This window comes from Zoogloea sp. 1C4 (assembly GCF_009469605.1).
Classification (GTDB): domain Bacteria; phylum Pseudomonadota; class Gammaproteobacteria; order Burkholderiales; family Rhodocyclaceae; genus Zoogloea; species Zoogloea oryzae.
In genome coordinates this window covers 35,104-53,933 of sequence record NZ_SSXU01000001.1, presented here as the reverse complement: position 1 = coordinate 53,933, position 18,830 = coordinate 35,104, and the positions used below count along the sequence as shown (strand labels likewise).

Below are 18,830 nucleotides of genomic sequence, written 5' to 3'. Positions count from 1 at the left end.
ACAAGGCCGGATTGTTGCAATTTCAGCAACAATCCGGCCTTGATTGTTTCATCTGGCGGATTTCACTTCGCGCCAGGGTCCGTCACGAACGCCACCTTGCCCAGCCCGTGGCGGCTGGCGGCTGAGAGCAGTTGCGCCACGTGGTCGTACTGGGCCTGGCGATCCACCTGCAGATGGATCTCCGGCTGGGGCTCGCGGGTCGCGGCGGCGGCGAGGCGGGGTTCGAGGGCCTCGGCGGCCACCGTCTCACCGTTCCAGCTGAGGCTGCCGTCGGCCTTGATCGACACCTGAACCTTCTCGGGCTTGATCTGCTCCGGCTGGCTGCTGGCCTTGGGCAGGTCGAGCTTCACCGCGTGGTTGATGACGGGCACGGTGATGATGAAGATGATCAGGAGCACCAGCATCACGTCCACCAGGGGCGTCATGTTGATCTCCGACATCACCTCGCCGTCGTCGTCGAAATCGCTGCTTCCGAAGTTCATCATGCCTCCTTGCGGGCGGGCAGCGGGTGCAGGTTGGCGCTGGTCTTGCGCACCCGGCCGCCGGTGACGAGGTAGGCGTGCAGATCATGGGCGAAGTGCTTGAGGCGGGCCAGGATCTCCTTGTTGCCGCGTACCAGGGCGTTGTAGCCCAGGACCGCCGGGATCGCCACGGCCAGGCCGCCGGCAGTCATCACCAGGGATTCGCCCACCGGGCCGGCGACCTGATCGAGCGTTGCCTGACCGGCGGCGCCGATGCCCACCAGCGCGTGGTAGATGCCCCACACCGTGCCGAACAGCCCGATGAACGGGGCCGTGCTGCCCACCGAGGCGAGGATCGACAGGCCCGCCTGGAGCCGGCCGGTGGTGTCGTCGATGGACTGGCGCAGGGTGCTGGTGAGCCAGTCGTTGAGGCCCAGCACGCCGTGGAGTTCGTCCCTGTGGCTGGTGTGGTGGCTGACGGCCTCGGTGCCCCGGTGGGCGAGGTCGTGGAAGGGGTTGTCGGCGGCGTGGGGCGTGAGGGCGGCCATGCCGGCCTCGAAGCTGGTGGCGTGCCAGAAGGCCTTGGCGCCACCGCTCATGCGGCGCAGGGCAAACAGCTGCCAGGCCTTGACGATGATCACCGACCAGGACGCCAGGGACATGATGACCAGCATCACGGCCACGGTGTGGGAGACGCCGTCGCCCTGGGCCCAGATGTGGGCCAGGCTGAAGGTGGATTCGTTCATGGAGGTTCCTTTCAGGAGGCGGAAGTTAAAGTGAAGTCGATGGGCACCTTGACTGCGCCTGCCACGGACTGGTCGCCCTGGCGGGCGGGCACAAAGCGCCAGCTGCGCAGCACGGTGTCGCGGGCGCTTTCGTCAAGCCGCGGGAAGCCACAGCTCTTGATGACGGTGACGTCGGTGGGCTTGCCGTCGGCGCCCACCTGCACGCGCAGCAGCACGCGGCCTTCCTCGCCCATGCGCTTGGCGGCGCTGGGGTAGGGCGGCAGCGGGTTGGAGAGGTAGGCGGCGTCGAAGCGCGGCGGCACCACGGCCACCGGCGCGGGGGCAGCCGCGGCGGCCGGAGCCGGCGGAGAAGGCGGTGCCGCGGGCGCTGCGGCGGCGCTGGTCTCGGCCGGATTGCTGGCAACCGGGGCCGAGGTGATCACCGGCTTGTCGGCGGCGCGGGCCTGGGGGGCGGGTTTCTGCTCGGGTCTGGGCGGGACGGGTTCCTTCAGCCGGGGCTGGGGTTTGGGCTGGGGCTGCGTCTGAGGTCTGGGGGTCGGCACCTCGGGCGTCGCGATGTTGACGGTGATGCTCGTCTGGGGCGGCGTGACGGGAGGCTTGAACTGGCTGACGGCGACGGTGAGCGCGGCCAGCAATCCGCCGTGGAGAAGCACGGCAAGCCCGACGCCCGCGCTGTTGCGGCGCAGGGTGGACGGTGGCAGCGGGCGGGGCAGGGCCAGAAAGGGCGCAGGCAGGCCCGGATGCTCAGGCGGGTCGGCCGGCGGCGTCGCCAGGGGGGCGGCAGTCATGTCGATCTCCAGTCGGATGGTTCCTGGCTGGCTCGCGTCATGGCCGGGTGGCTGCGCTGGCTGGCTGGGTTTTGCATGTCACAAGCTGGGTGTTTGTGAAATGCAAATGAGAATGATTTCTATTTTAGTGTTGCAGGTGGGCAGCGTCAAGTCGTCGCTGCATGCGGGGAAACCTGCTGCGGATTCGCGGGCGTCAGGCCGGGGTGGTGGGCTTCGGGTTGGCCGGAGTGACGATCGACCTCCGGCAGGCCGCCAGGGCGACGGCCCTCCCGGAGAGGCGCTTGAAACGACGGAACGGTGCCGGATGGCGGCGCCGCGCCGGGAGAAGTTGCCGGACGATCAGCCTTCGAGCATGCCGCGCAGTTCGCGCACGCGGGCGAGGCTGTCCACGTCGCGCAGGGTGGTGAAGGCTTCTTCGACCACGTTGAGGGTGTCCATGGCGTCGTCGCGCAGGCCGCCCATGGCCAGCACCTGCACCAGCAGCATGCCGATGCCGCCGATGGCGTCGGGCTGGCCGTGCTGGCAGCTCAGCTGGAAGGCCTGGGCGAGTTCCTCGTAGATCTGCTGGAGGTTGCCGCTTTCGTGCTCGCCCCGGGCGAGGCGGATGTTGGCCATCGAGAACAGCACGTGGGCGATGCCCTCGTCGTCGCCCAGCTCGGTGACCGCCGGCAGGCGCTCGGTGTGCAGCGCCATGGCGTCGTCGAGCCGGCCCTGGGCAAACAGCACGTCGGCGATGCGGCCCTGGGTGATGGCCTTCTCGCGCGCCTCGCCGGTCTCGGTGAAGTGGGGCAGGATCTCGTCGGTGAGGATGACCAGCGCTTCGTCGAGGCGGCCTTCCATCAGAAGCGAATCGGCGATGTCGCGGCGGGCGAGGATGGTCGGGGTGTCGGTCATGGCGGGTGCGGCAGGAAGAGGAAAGGGGGCCGATGATACCGGCCGGGAAGGGCGCCGGGAAAGCTCGGGAATTTTTCCCATGGCGTGGGGTGAGGCGGGTGCGTAGTCTGGCGGAAAACGCCTATAACGGAGACTTTCATCCATGCTTCGCCCCGCCACATCCCGATTTCCTGCCCTTACGCCCCTGGCGCTCGCCATCGCCGCCGGTTTTCCCCTCTGCGCGGGTGCGGCCGACGAACCGGCCACCGTCGTCACGCCGGAAGTCACGGTGATCGGCCAGACCCCGCTGCCGGGGCTTGAACTGCCGCTGCCGCTGATCGCCGCGCCGGTGCAGACCGTCACGGCGCGGGAGATCAACGCCAGCGGGGCAAGCGACGTTGCCGCCTACATGAACCGCCGTCTGTCTGGCGTGCATGTGAATGAAACCCAGGGCAACCCGTTCCAGATGGACGTGAACTACCGGGGCTACACGGCGTCTCCGCTGCTGGGCACGCCCCAGGGCATGTCGGTTTATTTCGACGGCGTGCGCATCAACCAGCCCTTCGGCGACGTGGTGAGCTGGGATCTGATCCCGAAGGCGGCAATCGCCTCGATGAACCTGATGCCGGGCTCCAACCCGCTGTTCGGCCTCAACACCCTGGGCGGCGCGCTGGCGATCCAGACCAAGGAAGGCCGCACCCATCCGGGCTCGACGGTGCAGCTCACCAGCGGTAGTAACAGCCGCCGATCGCTTGAGTTTACCCACGGCGGCTTCAACGACGACAACGGGCTGGAGTGGTTCTTCGCCGGCAACCTCTACCGGGATAGCGGCTGGCGCACCAACTCGCCGTCGGATGTGCGCCAGCTCTTCGGCAAAGTGGGCTGGCAGGACGCCCGCACCGATCTCGACCTCTCCATCGCCTACGCCGACAACAAGCTCAACGGTAACGGCCTGCAGGAAAAACGCCTGCTGGAGCAGGACTACAGCAGCATCTACACCCAGCCGGACATCACCCAGAACCGCTCGATCTTCCTCAACCTCACCGGCCGCCACAGCCTGAATGATGCGCTGATGCTGTCGGGCAACGTGTACTACCGCAAGATCAACACCGCCACCACCAACGGTGACGTGAACGAAGGCGCCCTCGACCAGTCGGTCTATCAGCCCAGCGCCACCGAGCGGGCCGCGCTCACTGCCGCCGGCTACAGCGGCTTCCCCACCAGCGGCGCCAACGCCTCGAACACGCCTTTCCCGTACTGGCGCTGCATCGCCAATGCGCTGCTGGCCGACGAGCCTAACGAGAAGTGCACCGGCCTCATCAACCGCACCCGCACCGACCAGGAAAACTTCGGCCTGTCGGGCCAGCTCAGCCATTCAGGCATGTTCGACGGCCGCAAGAACCTGTTCATCGCCGGCGCCGCCTACGACCACAGCAACCTGCGCTTCCAGCAGAGCGGCCAGTACGGCTACATCAACCTCGACCGCAGCGTGACCCCGGTGGATGCCTGGGCTGACGGCTCCCAGAGCGCCGGTGTCGGCGAGACGGCCCTGGATTCGCGCGTCAATCTCAGTGGCCGCACCCGCACCTGGAGCCTCTTTGCCACCGACACCCTGTCGATCACCGACCGCTGGCACGCCACCCTGTCGGGCCGCTACAACCGCACCCAGGTGAAGAACCGCGATCTGCTCAACCCGGGCGGCGGTGCCGATTCGCTGGACGGCAACCATAGCTTCAGCCGCTTCAACCCGGCGGCCGGCATCACCTACACGCCGTCGAAGGCGTGGAGCGCCTACGCCGGCTACAGCGAAGGCAGCCGCACGCCCACCGCCATCGAGCTGGGCTGCGCCAACCCCGACAACCCCTGCAAGCTGCCCAACGCCATGGCCGGCGATCCGCCGCTCAAGCAGGTGGTCACCAAGACCTGGGAATTCGGCCTGCGCGGCGCGGTGGATTCGAAGACCCGCTGGAACCTCGGCCTGTTCCGCGCCGAGAACCAGGATGACATCCTCTTCGTGGCCGACGACGCGCTGGGCTACGGCTACTTCAAGAACTTCGGCAAGACCCGCCGCCAGGGCGTCGAGGCGGGCGCAAGCACCGTCGTCGGGCCGGTCAGCCTGGCCCTCAACTACACCTTCCTGGACGCCACCTACCGCAGCGCCGAGGTGGTCGGCGGTGCCGGCAACAGCACCAACAGCGAAGGCGCCGGCCTCGAAGGCACCATCGACATCCGCGCTGGCGACCGCATCCCGCTGATCCCGCGCCACCTGGTCAAGGCCTCGGCCGACTGGAAGGTGCTGCCGGCCTTCGCCCTCACCGCCGATCTCATCGCCGTCTCCGGCAGCTACGCCCGCGGCAACGAGAACAACAGCCACCAGCCCGACGGCACCTACTACATGGGCTCCGGCCGCTCCGGCGGCTACGCCGTGACCAACCTCGGCGCCCGCTACGACGTAAGCCGTGGCGTGCAGGTCTTCGGCCAGATCAACAACCTGTTCGACCGCGAGTACGCCACCGGCGCGCAACTCGGTTCAACGGCGTTTTCGTCGAGTGGCGGCGTTCTGGCCCGGCCCTTTGCGCCGGTGGGCGGCGAATATCCGATGGTCGGCTCCACGTTCTACGCGCCGGGTGCGCCGCGGACCTTCTGGGTCGGCCTGCGCTACAGCCTGTGAGCGCCCCCGCCCGGCTGCTCTCCGGCGGTGCCCGGAGGGTCGTCCCGTGAGTATCGGCCTCGCCGGCCTGTATGAGGAGATCGGGCAGGCGCTCACCGCGCTGCGCGCCAACGCCGCCTTCCTGCTGCGCAAGAGTGGCGGGCAGGCGGATCTTCAGGCCGCCGCCCGCGACGTGGAAACCCAGGGCGCCGCCATCGATCGGCGCCTGCGGGTGCTTCAGCGCCAGCTGCCGGCCGAATCGGCCGATGCCCGCCCGGCTGTGCTGCCAATGCTCCACGCCGCGCTGGAAAACTGGCAGGATGTGCCCGGCGTCACCGCGCCGCCCGTCCTCCATGTAGAACCGCCCACGCTGCGGTTGTCCCGAACCATGCTCGAAACCCTTTGCCAGCTGAGCTGCCAGGCCCTTGCGCTGTCCGCAGGCGGCCCGACGCTCCGCGTATCTGTACTTATCGATTTTCAGGATTCACCCCATCTGTGCTGGTCGGCCGACAACGGCGCCGGCCTGCAGCTTTCCGCCCGCCTGCCGCTGGGCGCGGAGGGGGCGTGATGGGTGCCAAGCTGCGCGTCGTGCTGGCCGACGATCACGCGGTCGTGCGCACCGGCTACCGGCGCCTGCTGGAGCTGGAAGACGACATGGAAGTGGTGGCGGATTTCGGCGACAGCGATTCGGCCTGCGCCTGGTTTGCCGCCAACAGCGCCGACGTGCTGGTGCTGGATCTGTCGATGCCCGGCCGCGGCGGGCTGGAAACCCTGGCCCGGGTCAAGGCCCGGGAGACCTCGCCCAAGGTGCTGGTGTTCTCGATGCACGACAACCCGGCCATCGTCGATCAGGCCCTCAAGGCCGGGGCCGATGGTTATCTCACCAAGAGCAGCGAACCGGATCTGCTGATCGACGCGGTGCGTCGGGTGGCGCGGGGCGAGCGGCCGCTGTCGGAGGATGTGGCCGCGGCCCGGGCCGGTGCCGATGGCGCGGCGGTGCATGCCGGGCTGTCACCGCGGGAATTCGAGATCTTCAGGCTGCTGGCGGCGGGGCGGACGGTCGAGCAGATCGCCGCGAGGCTCTTCCTCAGCGCCAAGACGGTGGCCAACTACCAGACCATGATCCGCCAGAAGACCGGGCTGTCGAGTGTGCTTGAGATGTACCGCCACGCCGACGCCCACGGCCTGCTGGACGGCAGCGAGTAATCCCGGCCGGGCGGGCGCCCGGCGCAGGGTTCAGTGGAGGCTCTCGTCGAGGGTGGCGACGGCGTCGAACTCCCGCTGGTTGGCCTCGTGGCGGCGCTTGACCAGGTACATCATCCCCGCCACGAACAGCCCGAAGGCCACCACCACCGTGTTGATCGAGAAGTTGAGGCGGATCAGCAGCGCGTAGAGGCCGGTCATCACCAGGATCGACAGGTTCTCGTTGAAGTTCTGCACCGCGATGGAGTGGCCTGCGCCCATCAGGATGTGGCCGCGGTGCTGGAGCAGGGCGTTCATCGGCACCACGAAGAAGCCGGAGAGCCCGCCGATCAGCACCATCAGCGCCATCGCCACGCCCATGTCGGTGACGAAGATCATCACATTGACGATGATGCCCATCGCGATGCCGAGGGGGATCACCTTGACCGAGGCACGCATCGTCACCATCTTGGCGGCCATCGCCGCGCCGATCGCCACGCCCACGGCCACCACGCCCTGGAGCATCGAGGCCTTTGAAAGATCCAGGTGCAGGGCCTGCTCGGCCCACTTGATCACGATGAACTGGAGGGTTGCGCCGGCACCCCAGAAGAGGGTGGTGGTGGCGAGGGAGATCTGGCCCAGCTTGTCGCGCCACAGCAGGCGCAGGCAATGGTTGAAGTCGTGGATCAGGTAGGCCGGATTCTTCTTGAGGACCTTGTGGTCCACCCCGGTGTCGGGCACCTTGAGGTTGAACAGCGCGGCGATGAGGTAGAGGATGCCGACGATGCACAGGGCCATCTCGGGCACCGTGTCGATGCCGGTGTCGATGAGCGGCAGATCGAAGCCCAGCAAGGTCTGGGAGAAATTCGGCTTGATGAGCATGCCGCCAACCAGCGTGCCGAGGATGATCGCGCCCACCGTCAGGCCCTCGATCCAGCCGTTGGCCACCACCAGCAGCCGCGGGGGCAGGTATTCGGTGAGGATGCCGTACTTGGCTGGCGAGTACGCCGCGGCGCCCAGCCCGACCACCGCGTAGGCAGCAAGCGGGTGCATGCCGCCAAACATCAGCGAGCAGCCCACGATCTTGATCCCGTTGCTGATGAGCATCACCCTCCACTTGGGCATGGAGTCGGCGAAGGCGCCCACGAAGGCGGCCAGCAGCACGTAGGAGAGGGTGAAGAAGAGCTTGAGGAGCGGCTCGTATTCTTGCGGTGACGCCATCTCGCGGAGCACGTAGATGGAGGCGATGAGTAAGGCGTTGTCGGCCAGCGCAGAGAAGAACTGCGCTGCCATGATCATGTAGAAACCGAAGGGCATCGCAGGCGACGAAAGCTCGGTGAATTTGACGGACCGCGCTTTATACCACGAAGGTCATGATGACTTATGGCGACGCCGTCAATGTTGTGCTCCAATAGCACTTACCATAAACCGGGTTTATCAGCCATGGCCGATCGTCGACTCCAGGTATTCCACGCCGTTGCCCGACACGGGTCGTTCACCCGCGCCGCCGAAGCGCTCTTCATGACCCAGCCGGCAGTGACCTTCCAGATCAAGCAGCTGGAAGAGCAGTTCAACACCCGCCTGTTTGACCGGGGGCACGGGCGTGTCACGCTCACCGCCGCGGGCGAACTGGTGATGGCCTACGCCGAGCGGATCCTCGGCTTGTCGGAAGAGCTCGAAGCCCGTGTCGGCGAGCTCACCGACGAACTCTCGGGCGTGCTCCACCTGGGCACCAGCACCACCATTGCCGCCTACTGGCTGCCGTGGCTGCTCGAAGGTTTCAAGCGGCGTTATCCGCGGGTCGTGCCGCGGGTGTCGGTGGGCAACTCCCAGACCATCGAAGGACGGGTGATGGACCGCAGCCTCGACGTGGGCCTGATCGAGATCGTCACCGACCAGCCGACCCTCGAACGTCGCCACCTGGGCCAGGACGAACTCAACGTGATCGTTGCGCCGGGCCACCCGCTCACGTTTGAAAAGGCCGTGCGCGCCGATCAGCTCGCCGCCCAGCCGCTGCTCCACCGGGAACCCGGCAACGGCATCCGTGATCTGGTGGACCAGTTCTTCACCAGCGCCGGCATCCCGTACGAAGACCTCAACGTCACGGCGGAACTCGGCAGCCTGTCGTCGGTCAAGCACCTGGCGGCGGCCGGGCTGGGTGTCGCCGTCGCCTCCCGCGCCGCCATCGGCCGCGAGCTCAAGGCCGGCCAGCTCGCCGCGATCCCCCTCGACCCGCCGCTTTTCACGCCCCTCGAAGTCATCCTGCTCAAAGACAAGTTCCGCTCCCGGCTGGTGAACACCTTCGCTGACTACGCCGCCGAAGAGATCCCCCGCCTCGCGTCCGAAAGATACTGATGCCCCGTCCGATCCGTGCCTCCATCGACCTGGAGGCCCTGCGTCACAACTACCTCGTTTCAAAGCATCGCGCCGGTTCTGCCCGCGCCTTCGCGGTGGTCAAGGCCAACGCCTACGGCCACGGCCTCGACCGGGCCATCCGCGCCCTGGCGCCCGTGGCCGACGGCTTCGCGCTCCTCGATCTGGCCGAAGCCCGCCAGCTGCGCGCCGCTGGCGTCACCGCACCCATCGCGCTCCTCGAAGGTTTCTTCGAGCCGGCCGATCTGGCCGACATCGTGGCCCTCGGCCTCACCCCGGCGGTCCACAGCGAAGCCCAGCTGGCGATGTTGGAGCGCGCCCGCCCGGATGGCGCCATCGATGTGCTCCTCAAGATCAACTCGGGTATGAACCGCCTGGGCTTCACCGCCGACCGCTTTGGCGCGGCGCTGGCCCGCCTGCGGGCGATGCCCTGGGTGCGTGGCATCACCCTGATGACCCACTTCGCCCGCGCCGACGATGAGGTGGGCATCGGCGCCCAGCTTGCCACCTTCAAGGCCATCACCGCCGGCCTCGACCTGCCGGTGAGCCTCGCCAACTCGGCGGCGCTGCTGCGTTTCCCCGAGGCTGTCGGCCAGATCGCACGGCCGGGGATCATGCTCTACGGCGGCTCGCCGATGCCCGACCTGCACAGCGCCGATGAACTCGGCCTGCGCCCGGTGATGACCCTCACCAGCGAGATCATCGGCGTGCAGGAGATCGCGGCTGGCGAGCGCGTCGGCTATGGCTGCACCTTCGAAGCCAGCGGACCGACCCGCGTCGGCGTGGTGGCCTGCGGCTACGCCGACGGCTACCCGCGCCACGCGCTCACCGGCACGCCGATCCTCGTCGGCGGACGCCGCACCCGCACCCTCGGCCGGGTGTCGATGGACATGCTGGCCTGCGACCTGTCGCACCTCGAAGACGCCGGCGTCGGCTCGCCGGTCAACCTGTGGGGCGACGGCCTGCCCGCCGACGAGGTGGCGACCGCCGCCGGTACCATCAGCTATGAACTCTTCTGCGCCCTGGCGCCCCGCGTTCCGGTGAGCGTGCGCGGCGAATCTGCCGGGGCCGCCTGATGGCCAAGGTCAAGACCGAATACGTCTGCTCGGAATGCGGCGGCAAGTCGCCCCGCTGGCAGGGGCAGTGCCCCCACTGCAAGGTCTGGAACACGCTGGTTGAATCGGTGGTCGAGCCCGAGGCGCCGGTGGCCAAGCGTTTTGCGGCGCTGGCTGGCGATTCCGGCCGGCTGCAGACGCTGGCCGACGTGCAGCCCCGCGAATCCGCCCGCGTGCCCACCGGCATCGAGGAGTTCGACCGGGTGCTGGGCGGCGGGCTGGTGCCCGGCGGCGTGGTGCTGATCGGCGGGGACCCCGGCATCGGCAAGTCGACCCTGCTGCTGCAGGCGCTGGCGCTGCTCTCCGGCCATCTCAAGGCGCTCTACGTGAGCGGCGAGGAATCCGCCGAGCAGGTGGCGCTCCGCGCAGCGCGGCTGCAGCTCGAGGCGAGCACCCTGCAGCTGCTGCCCGAGATCAACCTCGAACGCATCCTCGCCAGCCTGCGGGACGTGAAGCCTGACGTGGCGGTGGTGGATTCGATCCAGACCGTCTATTCCGAAACCCTCGGCTCGGCGCCGGGCTCGGTGGCCCAGGTGCGCGAATGCGCGGCCCAGCTCACCCGCTTCGCCAAGCAGGGCAGCACCACGCTGATCATGGTCGGCCATGTGACCAAGGACGGCGCGCTGGCCGGCCCGCGGGTGCTGGAGCACATCGTCGATACGGTGCTGTACTTCGAGGGCGACACCCATTCCAGCTTCCGCCTCGTGCGGGCTTTCAAGAACCGCTTCGGCGCGGTCAATGAACTGGGCGTCTTCGCGATGACCGAGAAGGGCTTGAAGGGCGTCAGCAATCCGTCGGCGATCTTCCTGTCGCAGCACGGCCAGCAGGTGCCGGGCTCGTGCGTGCTGGTCACCCAGGAAGGCACGCGGCCGCTGCTCGTGGAGATCCAGGCGCTGGTGGATTCGGCCCACAGCCCGAGCCCGCGCCGGCTGTCGGTGGGCCTCGAGCAGAACCGGCTGGCGATGCTGCTGGCGGTGCTTCACCGTCACGCCGGCGTGGTGTGCTTCGATCAGGACGTGTTCGTCAACGCGGTGGGTGGGGTGAAGATCGCCGAACCGGCGGCCGATCTGGCGGTGCTCCTTGCCATCGTCTCGTCCCTCACCAACCGGCCGCTCCCGCGGGAGCTGGTGGTGTTTGGCGAGGTGGGGCTGGCGGGCGAGATCCGGCCCGCGCCGCGGGGCCAGGAGCGCCTGAAGGAATCCGCCAAGCTCGGCTTTACCGTGGCCCTGGTGCCCAAGGCCAACGCCCCGAAGCACGACATTCCGGGGATGCGGGTGGTTGCAGTGGACCGGATCGAGGAGGCGCTGGAGCGGATTCGTGAGCTTTCGACTGGCTGATTTATGCTTTTTGCGCTGCAGTAACGCCGAAAACCACGGAAAACCTAGATATTCGTGCCACAGTTTGAAAAGAGCGATGTAAGCTAGCGCCCTGCGGGTGGTGTGGTGCGATTCGGGCACGTGGCGTCACCTGTTGGGGCTTCTGCCGTTTTTGTAAATCCACCCATTTCTTTCATCAACACACTAAGAGCTATGAACAAGACTGAATTGATCGATGCGTTGGCTGGCAAGAGTGGTCTGACCAAGGCCGATGCTGGCCGTGCCGTGGACGGTGTCATGGAAATCATCACCGAAGCGCTGGGCAAAGGTGAGAGCGTGACGCTGGTCGGTTTCGGTACCTTCTCCGTGGGCGAGCGCGCCGCCCGTGTCGGTCGCAATCCGCAGACCGGCGCCGAGATCCAGATCGCTGCTTCCAAGCAGCCCAAGTTCTCGGCCGGCTCCAAGTTGAAAGACGCTGTGAACAGCTGAACACTCGTCACTCCCCGCTCGGGGATTGATGCATCGAAAGGCGGCCGTCCGGTCGCCTTTTTTTCGTCCACCGTCCGCCGGCCCGCGTGCGGCAGGACGCAGCGTTGATGGTGCTCACAGGGCTTTTCCTGGCTTAACCGAACTTAACCCGGCGCTTCGGTATAGTTGGCCGTGGTTGTTCCCGAGTTCAAGCCGGCCCCTGGGGCCGCAATTCATGCCAAGCCTGTTTCGTAGAATCCCGTGGCCGCTGCTGGCTGCAAGCCTGCTGGCCGGTTGTGCCAGTTTCCCGCCGGCCGTGGGGCCGGATCACACCCCGCCCGCGCTGACACTTCCCGCCGGCTGGACCCAGCCTCCAGAAGTTGCGGGCAGCGCCGACCTCGCCCGCTGGTGGCAGCAGTTTGCCGATCCGCAGCTCGACGCGCTGATCGACGCGGCGCTGGCCGACAGCCTCGATCTGCGTCAGGCCGAGGCGCGCCTGCGTCAGGCCCGGGCCGCCCGGGCTCAGGCGGTGAGCGGGTTGTTCCCGAGCCTCACCGCGTCGGGCGGCGTGAGTCGTAACCATTACGCCCGCGCCATCAGCGCGCTGCCAGCGCGCACCACCTGGGACGCAGGCTTCGACGCGGGCTGGGAGGTCGACCTCTTCGGCGCTACCCGGCGCGGTGTGGAGGCCGCATCGGCGGAACTCGACGCCAGCGCCGCAAGCCTCGCCAACGTGCGCGTCTCGCTGGCCGCCGAAGTGGCGCAGAACTACGTGGAGCTGCGGCTCCATCAGCGCCGGCTGGCGATCGCCCGGGACAACCTCGCGTCCCAGACGGAAACCCTGCAGATCACCGAATGGCGCAACCAGGCCGGGCTGGCGTCGAGCACCGACGTGGCCCAGGCCCGCACCAGCCGTGAGCAGACCCGTGCCACCATCCCCGATCTGGAAGTGAACCTGACCGCGGCGGCCAACCGGCTGGCGGTGCTCCTTGGCCAGCCGCCGGGCAGCCTCAACGACACCCTCGCCGGGGCCGGCGAGCTGCCGCTGCTGCCGGCCAGCGTGGGCGCCGGCATCCCCGCCGACGTGCTGCGTCAGCGGCCGGATCTGATCGTCGCCGAGCGCAGCCTCGCCGCCGAGACCGCGCGGGTCGGCCAGAAGCTGGCCCAGCGCTTCCCGAGCCTCAACCTTGGTGCGAGCTTTGGCTGGCAGGCCTACAGCCTGGGCGGGCTGGGCGCTGCCGGCAGCCTCGCCCGGTCGGTGAGCGGGTCGCTGGCCGGCACGCTGTTCGACGCCGGCCGGCTGAAGAGCGCGGTGGACATCCAGACGGCGGTGCAGGAAGAAGCGCTGGCTGCCTACGAGGCCGCGGTGCTGGGCGCACTGGAAGAGGTCGAGAACGCCCTGACGGCGTATGCCTCGGGCCGCGAGCGGGTCGATGCCCGACGGGCGGCGGCCGTCGCCGCGCGGGAGGCGGCGTTGCTGTCGCGCAACCTCTACCAAGCCGGGCTCACGGATTTCCAGAAGGTGCTCGAAACCGAGCGCACCCGGCTCACGGCCGAAGACAACCTGGCCCTGGCCGAAGCGGCGATGCGGACCAATCTGATCAAACTCTACAAGGCCCTCGGAGGCGGCTGGCAGGTGGCCGACGCCGGGGCACAGGATGGCAGGGCAGCACCATGAAGCAGACAAGCGACAAGCCGGGTAATGCAGATGAAGCGCTGGCGGCGATGCTCGGCCGCGCGGCGACCGGCGGAAGCAAGGGCCGGATACGGCGCTGGCTGATCCTCGGCGCCGGTGCGGTGGCGGTGATCGTGGCGCTGACGCTGCTGGGCGGCGGCGACCAGGGGGCGGCCGGGCGCTACATCACCGAAGAGGCCAGTATCGGCAAGCTGACGGTGACGGTGTCGGCCACCGGCACGCTGCAGCCCACCAAATCGGTGGACGTGGGCAGCGAGCAGTCCGGCACCCTGGCCACCGTGCTGGCCCAGGAGAACGACCGGGTGAAGAAGGGCCAGCTCCTCGCCCAGCTCGACACCGCCAAGCTGCGCGACGCGGTGGCCAAGAGCAGCGCGGCGCTCGCGGCAGCCAACGCGTCGGTGGCCCAGGCCCGGGCGACGGTGGCCGAGGCGAAGGCGTCCCTGTCGCGGATGCGGCAGGTGGCCGAGCTGTCCGGCGGCAAGGTGCCGGCCCGCACCGAGTTGGAGACCGCCGAGGCCACGCTCCAGCGGGCCATCGCCAACGAGGCCAGTGCCCGGGCGTCGGTGGTCCAGGCCGAGGCCGTGCTGAAGACCGACGAGACCAATCTTTCCAAGGGCACGATCCGCTCGCCGGTGGATGGCGTGGTGCTCACCCGCAAGGTGGAGCCCGGCCAGTCGGTGGTGGCGGCGATGACGATCCCGGTGCTGTTCACGCTGGCCGAGGATCTCGCCCGGATGGAACTGCAGGTGAAGGTGGACGAGGCTGACGTGGGCTCCGTGAAGCTCGGTCAGCCGGCGAGCTTTACGGTGTCGGCGTGGCCGGGGCGCAACTTCCCGGCGACCATCGAGCGGGTCGGGCTGGGTTCGACGATCACCGACAACGTGGTCACCTATAAAACCGTGCTGACGGTGAACAACGACGACCTGGCCCTGCGCCCGGGGATGACCGCCACCGCCACCATCGTTACCGCCCAGCGGGACAACGCTCTGCTGGTACCCAACGCCGCGCTGCGCTTCGTGCCGGCGAAAGCCGCGCCAAAGGCCGAACGCAGCCTGGTGGCCAGTCTGCTCCCGCGCCCGCCCTCCGAGACCAAGCACGGCACGGCAACGGCAGTGCCTGGCGCGTCGCAGGTGTGGGTGCTGGAGAGCGGCGAGCCGCGCGGGGTGCCGGTGAAGACGGGCGTCAGCAACGGGCGTTTCACCGAGATCACCGGTGGCGAGCTCAAACCCGGCATGGCGGTGATCACCGAGTACCAGGAAGCAAAGAAATGAGCACCGTGGGCGCCGCGCCGCTGATCGAGCTCGTCGGCATCACCAAGACCTATGGCACCGGCCAGGCGGCTTTCCAGGCGCTGCAGGGCGTGGATCTCGTCATCGAGTCCGGCGAGTTCGTGGCGGTGATGGGCCCCAGCGGCTCGGGCAAATCCACCGCGATGAACATCCTCGGCTGCCTGGACACGCCTACGTCGGGCGAATACCGCTTCCGGGGCGTGCATGTGGAATCGCTGGAGCGCAACCAGCGGGCGCTGCTGCGCCGGCATTGCCTGGGCTTCGTGTTCCAGGGCTTCAACCTGCTGGCGCGCACCTCGGCCCAGGAGAACGTGGAGCTGCCGCTGCTCTACCGGGGCGAGCCGGCCGAGGCGCGCCACGCGGCGGCCCGGGCGGCGCTGGCCAAGGTGGGGCTGGCCGGCTGGGAGACCCACACGCCGGCCGAGCTTTCCGGCGGTCAGCAGCAGCGGGTTGCGATCGCCCGGGCAATCGTCACCAACCCGCTGGTGCTGCTGGCCGACGAGCCCACCGGCAACCTGGACAGCCATCGCAGCCACGAGATCATGGAGTTGCTGGCCGCCCTCAACCGCGAGCAGGGCATCACCATCATCATGGTCACCCACGAACCGGACATGGCCGCCTACGCGCGCCGGGTGGTGCGTTTTGTGGACGGCCGGGTCGCTAGCGACGAGCTGCGCACCGGCCTTGCCGGGGAGGCCGCGCCATGCTCCTGAGCGCGCTGCTGCTGGCCCTGCGGGAGATCCGCCGCAACCTGATGCGCTCCTTCCTCACGGTGCTGGGCATCGTGATCGGGGTGGCGGCGGTCATCACGATGGTGACGCTCGGCAACGGTGCGACGCGGATGGTGTCGGACCAGATCTCCAGCCTGGGCAGCAACCTGCTGATGGTGCGGCCCGGCCAGCGCCTCGGCCCGGGGCGTGACAGCGCCGGCTCGCCCAACTTCCGCAAGGCCGACGTGGAGGCGATCCGCAGCCAGGTGAGCAGCCTGCAGGACGTGGCGCCGGCGGTAGGCAGTTCGGTGACCCTGGTGGCGGGCAACAACAACTGGTCGGCGACGGTCAATGGCACCACCAATGCCTATCTTGTTGCAGGCAACTGGAAGCTGGCCGCCGGCCGGGCCTTTCTCGACGACGAGGAGCGCGCCGGCAAGGCCGTGTGCATCATCGGCGAAACCGTGCGGCGCGAGCTCTTCGGCAGCCGCAGCCCGCTGGGCGACGAGATCCGCGTGAAGACCTTCAGCTGTCAGGTGGTGGGCCTGCTGGCCTCGAAGGGGCAGGGCGCGATGGGGATGGATCAGGACGACATCGTGCTGATGCCGATCAGCACCGTGCAGCGGCGCATCACCGGCAACCTGGACATCCCGACCATCCTGATCGCCCTGAAAGACGGCGCCGACACCCCGGCGGTGATGGCCCAGATCCGCGGCCTGCTGCGGGAGCGCCGCAAGCTCGCCGAGAACGAGGCCGACAACTTCAACATCATGGACACCCGCCAGATCGCCGAGACCCTGTCGGGCACCATCCGCACGATGACCGGCCTGCTTGGCGCGGTGGCGGCGGTGAGCCTGCTGGTGGGCGGCATCGGGATCATGAACATCATGCTGGTGTCGGTCACCGAGCGCACCCGGGAGATCGGCATCCGGCTGGCCATCGGCGCGCTGGAGGGCGAGGTACTGCTGCAGTTCCTCATCGAGGCAGTGGTGCTGTCGGCCTTCGGCGGGCTGGTGGGAATCGTGCTGGCGCTGGGCACCTGCGTGGGCCTGGCCGCGCTGATGCACATGCCTTTCCTGTTCAATCCCGGCATCAACCTGCTGGCCTTCTTCTTCTCGGCGGCGATCGGCGTGGTGTTCGGCTACGTGCCGGCGCGGCGAGCGGCGAGACTCGACCCGATTGACGCGCTGCGTCACGAGTGATTCGACAAATTTTGCAGATTCAACAGGAGGGCGATGTCCCTCCTGTTTTTATGTCTGCCCGAAAGACCATGTGGCTCTAGGGGTCTGTCTTTTTGTGACGAAGCGCACGCCACGCTCCAACATAAGAAAATTTCCTACACAATTATTGGAAACGTCTAAAATAGCAAAAACAACAAATTAAATAAAATGTGTCGTAACTCATTCAGATCACCGATCTCATGAAAACGACCACGAAGCACCTGCTTCATCCCAATCCCGCCGGCAGCCCCGTTGCCGCCCTTTCCTGACCAAGGAGGCCTCCATGCCAACCCAACACAGTGATCTCTATCACTCCGGCCCGTTCGAACTCGGCGGCTGTGGCAACGACCTGGTCCTGGGGCGCGACGAGCTGAGCCGGCGCCTGGAGCGGGAGCAGCGGGAGAAGGCCGACGCGCAGATCCACCTCGCGCGGCTATCCAGCGAGGCGCAGCAGCTGCGCGCCCAGCGGGACGAGGCGCTGAGGGCGCTCGACATGGCCAACCAGAACGCCGTTTTCCAGCTGGCCAAGGCCGCCGAGGAGAAGGACGGCGAGGCCGGCCAGCACATGCGCCGGATCGGTGTGATCGCGGGGATGATCGCCGAGGCGATCGGCTGCTCGGAGCATTTCTGTGAGCTGATCTGCGACGCGGCCCAACTCCACGACATCGGCAAGATCGGCATTCACGAGAGCATCTTGTCGAAGCCGGGTGCGCTGACCATCGACGAGTGGAAGCTGGTGCGGGAGCACTCGCGCATCGGCGCCGGCATCCTGTCGGCGTTCAAGTCGCCGATGATGGATCTGGCGGCCGAGATCTCGATGTCCCACCACGAACACTACAGCGGCGCCGGCTATCCTCTCGGGCTGGTGGGCGAGGCGATTCCCCTGGCCGGACGGATCGTCGGGCTGGCGGATTTCTTCGATTCGCTGACGATGGACCGCTGCTACCGCAAGGCCGTGTCAGACGACCAGGCCCTGGCGATGATCGCCGAGCGGCGGGGCGAGCAGTTCGACCCGCGCATCGTCGATGCCTTCCTGTGCATCGCCGATCAGGTCATCCTGGCCCGCGATTCGATCAACGAGATCGAGGCCATCTGCGACCTGCCGGACATCCACGGCGACTGGTGGATGGCCTTCTAGGCGGATTCCTGCGCGTCGAGGATCCGCGCCACAAAGCCGGCGACGGCCTCGATCACCGCCTCGGGCTGGTCCTTGTGCGGTGAATGGCGGCAATCGGCCAGCTTGACCAGATCCACGTCCTTCACCTGCGCGGCGATGCGGTCGAGCTGATCCATTGTCCCGTACTCGTCGTCCTCGCCCTGGATCGCCATGATCGGGCAGCGGATGCTGGCGAGGTATTCCTCGATGTTCCAGTCGCGGAAGGCCGGGCTCAGCCAGATGTCGAGCCACGACATGAACACCGAATCCACATCCAGATGATGCTTGCCGAGGCGGGCGGCGAGGTCGGTGGTCTTCCAGGCCTCGCCAGCCTGGCGGATGCCGGCGATGGTCACGTCTTCCACCAGCACGTGGGGCGCCATCAGGATGATGCCGGACAGCGGCCGCGGGGTGCCGCCGGCGTTGATCAGCGAAATGCTGCCACCGTCGCTATGGCCGAACAGGAACGGCCGATCCAGATCCAGCGCGTCGAGCACGGCAGGCAGCGCCACCAGCGCCTCGTCGTGCATGTAGCGGGGCGTGCGGGCTTCGCCGCGGCGGGGCGTCGAGCGGCCATAACCATAGCGCGAATACACGATGGCCTCGCAACCGGTGGCATCGGCGACCCGCTGGGGAAAATCCCGCCACATGGAAATCGACCCCAGCCCCTCGTGCAGAAAGACGATCGCCGGCGCGCCGGGGCGCGGGTGGGCCGAGACGAGGCGGACGATCTCCAGATCCGTGTCGTGAATGCGCAGGGTTTTCATTGTTATGGTTCTCGAGGCGG

The 18,830-nt window shown here is 67.8% G+C and carries 18 protein-coding genes; 12 read left to right on the top strand and 6 right to left on the bottom strand.

The window, feature by feature from the left end:
• Positions 1–62: 62 nt before the first annotated feature.
• From GH681_RS00220 to GH681_RS00205, 4 genes are all read right to left on the bottom strand, one after another.
• On the bottom strand, positions 63–482 hold the full coding sequence (locus tag GH681_RS00220; protein ID WP_153159451.1) for a biopolymer transporter ExbD: 420 nt from the start codon (positions 480–482) through the stop codon (positions 63–65).
• Positions 482–1,207, bottom strand: coding sequence for a MotA/TolQ/ExbB proton channel family protein (locus tag GH681_RS00215; RefSeq protein WP_153159450.1), 726 nt, complete (start codon positions 1,205–1,207; stop codon positions 482–484). The genes GH681_RS00220 and GH681_RS00215 overlap by 1 nt, the downstream gene beginning before the upstream one ends.
• An 11-nt stretch (positions 1,208–1,218) precedes the next feature.
• Positions 1,219–1,995, bottom strand: coding sequence for an energy transducer TonB (locus GH681_RS00210; RefSeq protein ID WP_153159449.1), 777 nt, complete (start codon positions 1,993–1,995; stop codon positions 1,219–1,221).
• A 339-nt stretch (positions 1,996–2,334) separates the two neighbouring features.
• On the bottom strand, positions 2,335–2,889 hold the full coding sequence (locus GH681_RS00205) for a tetratricopeptide repeat protein (RefSeq protein WP_153159448.1): 555 nt from the start codon (positions 2,887–2,889) through the stop codon (positions 2,335–2,337).
• Between the two features lie 142 nt (positions 2,890–3,031).
• Between GH681_RS00205 and GH681_RS00200 the strand changes: the two genes are divergently transcribed.
• The 3 genes from GH681_RS00200 to GH681_RS00190 are packed head-to-tail and all read left to right on the top strand — an operon-like array spanning position 3,032 to position 6,724.
• Positions 3,032–5,539, top strand: coding sequence for a TonB-dependent receptor (locus GH681_RS00200; protein ID WP_153159447.1), 2,508 nt, complete (start codon positions 3,032–3,034; stop codon positions 5,537–5,539).
• Between the two features lie 46 nt (positions 5,540–5,585).
• A complete protein-coding gene (locus GH681_RS00195) occupies positions 5,586–6,086 on the top strand; it encodes a hypothetical protein (RefSeq protein WP_153159446.1) in 501 nt (166 codons plus the stop codon).
• On the top strand, positions 6,086–6,724 hold the full coding sequence (locus GH681_RS00190) for a response regulator transcription factor (RefSeq protein WP_153159445.1): 639 nt from the start codon (positions 6,086–6,088) through the stop codon (positions 6,722–6,724). The genes GH681_RS00195 and GH681_RS00190 overlap by 1 nt, the downstream gene beginning before the upstream one ends.
• Positions 6,725–6,754: 30 nt before the next feature.
• Here GH681_RS00190 and lplT read toward each other — a convergent pair whose 3' ends face one another.
• On the bottom strand, positions 6,755–8,017 hold the full coding sequence (gene lplT, locus GH681_RS00185) for a lysophospholipid transporter LplT (protein WP_153159444.1): 1,263 nt from the start codon (positions 8,015–8,017) through the stop codon (positions 6,755–6,757).
• A gap of 126 nt (positions 8,018–8,143) precedes the next feature.
• Here lplT and GH681_RS00180 point away from each other — a divergent pair, with 126 nt between their 5' ends.
• The 9 genes from GH681_RS00180 to GH681_RS00140 all read left to right on the top strand — a co-directional run bounded on the left by GH681_RS00180 (position 8,144) and on the right by GH681_RS00140 (position 18,025).
• Entirely contained in the window at positions 8,144–9,055 is a 912-nt protein-coding gene (locus tag GH681_RS00180; protein WP_153159443.1) for a LysR family transcriptional regulator, read from the top strand.
• Positions 9,055–10,149, top strand: a complete 1,095-nt coding sequence (gene alr, locus GH681_RS00175; protein WP_153159442.1) for an alanine racemase — start codon at positions 9,055–9,057, stop codon at positions 10,147–10,149. Before GH681_RS00180 ends, alr begins: the two co-directional genes overlap by 1 nt.
• A complete protein-coding gene (gene radA, locus GH681_RS00170) occupies positions 10,149–11,525 on the top strand; it encodes a DNA repair protein RadA (RefSeq protein ID WP_153159441.1) in 1,377 nt (458 codons plus the stop codon). The genes alr and radA overlap by 1 nt, the downstream gene beginning before the upstream one ends.
• A gap of 192 nt (positions 11,526–11,717) precedes the next feature.
• Positions 11,718–11,993 (top strand): HU family DNA-binding protein, encoded by a 276-nt coding sequence (locus GH681_RS00165; protein ID WP_153159440.1) that lies wholly within the window; start codon positions 11,718–11,720, stop codon positions 11,991–11,993.
• 214 nt (positions 11,994–12,207) lie between these two features.
• On the top strand, positions 12,208–13,650 hold the full coding sequence (locus GH681_RS00160; RefSeq protein WP_153159439.1) for an efflux transporter outer membrane subunit: 1,443 nt from the start codon (positions 12,208–12,210) through the stop codon (positions 13,648–13,650).
• Entirely contained in the window at positions 13,647–14,939 is a 1,293-nt protein-coding gene (locus GH681_RS00155; RefSeq protein WP_153159438.1) for an efflux RND transporter periplasmic adaptor subunit, read from the top strand. Before GH681_RS00160 ends, GH681_RS00155 begins: the two co-directional genes overlap by 4 nt.
• Complete coding sequence (locus GH681_RS00150; protein WP_153159437.1) at positions 14,936–15,670, top strand: ABC transporter ATP-binding protein; 735 nt, start codon at positions 14,936–14,938, stop codon at positions 15,668–15,670. The genes GH681_RS00155 and GH681_RS00150 overlap by 4 nt, the downstream gene beginning before the upstream one ends.
• Entirely contained in the window at positions 15,661–16,869 is a 1,209-nt protein-coding gene (locus GH681_RS00145; protein WP_153159436.1) for an ABC transporter permease, read from the top strand. The genes GH681_RS00150 and GH681_RS00145 overlap by 10 nt, the downstream gene beginning before the upstream one ends.
• A 301-nt stretch (positions 16,870–17,170) precedes the next feature.
• Positions 17,171–18,025 (top strand): HD-GYP domain-containing protein, encoded by an 855-nt coding sequence (locus tag GH681_RS00140; protein ID WP_153159435.1) that lies wholly within the window; start codon positions 17,171–17,173, stop codon positions 18,023–18,025.
• Here GH681_RS00140 and GH681_RS00135 read toward each other — a convergent pair.
• Positions 18,022–18,810 (bottom strand): alpha/beta fold hydrolase, encoded by a 789-nt coding sequence (locus GH681_RS00135; RefSeq protein WP_153159434.1) that lies wholly within the window; start codon positions 18,808–18,810, stop codon positions 18,022–18,024. The genes GH681_RS00140 and GH681_RS00135 overlap by 4 nt on opposite strands.
• Positions 18,811–18,830: the final 20 nt, after the last annotated feature.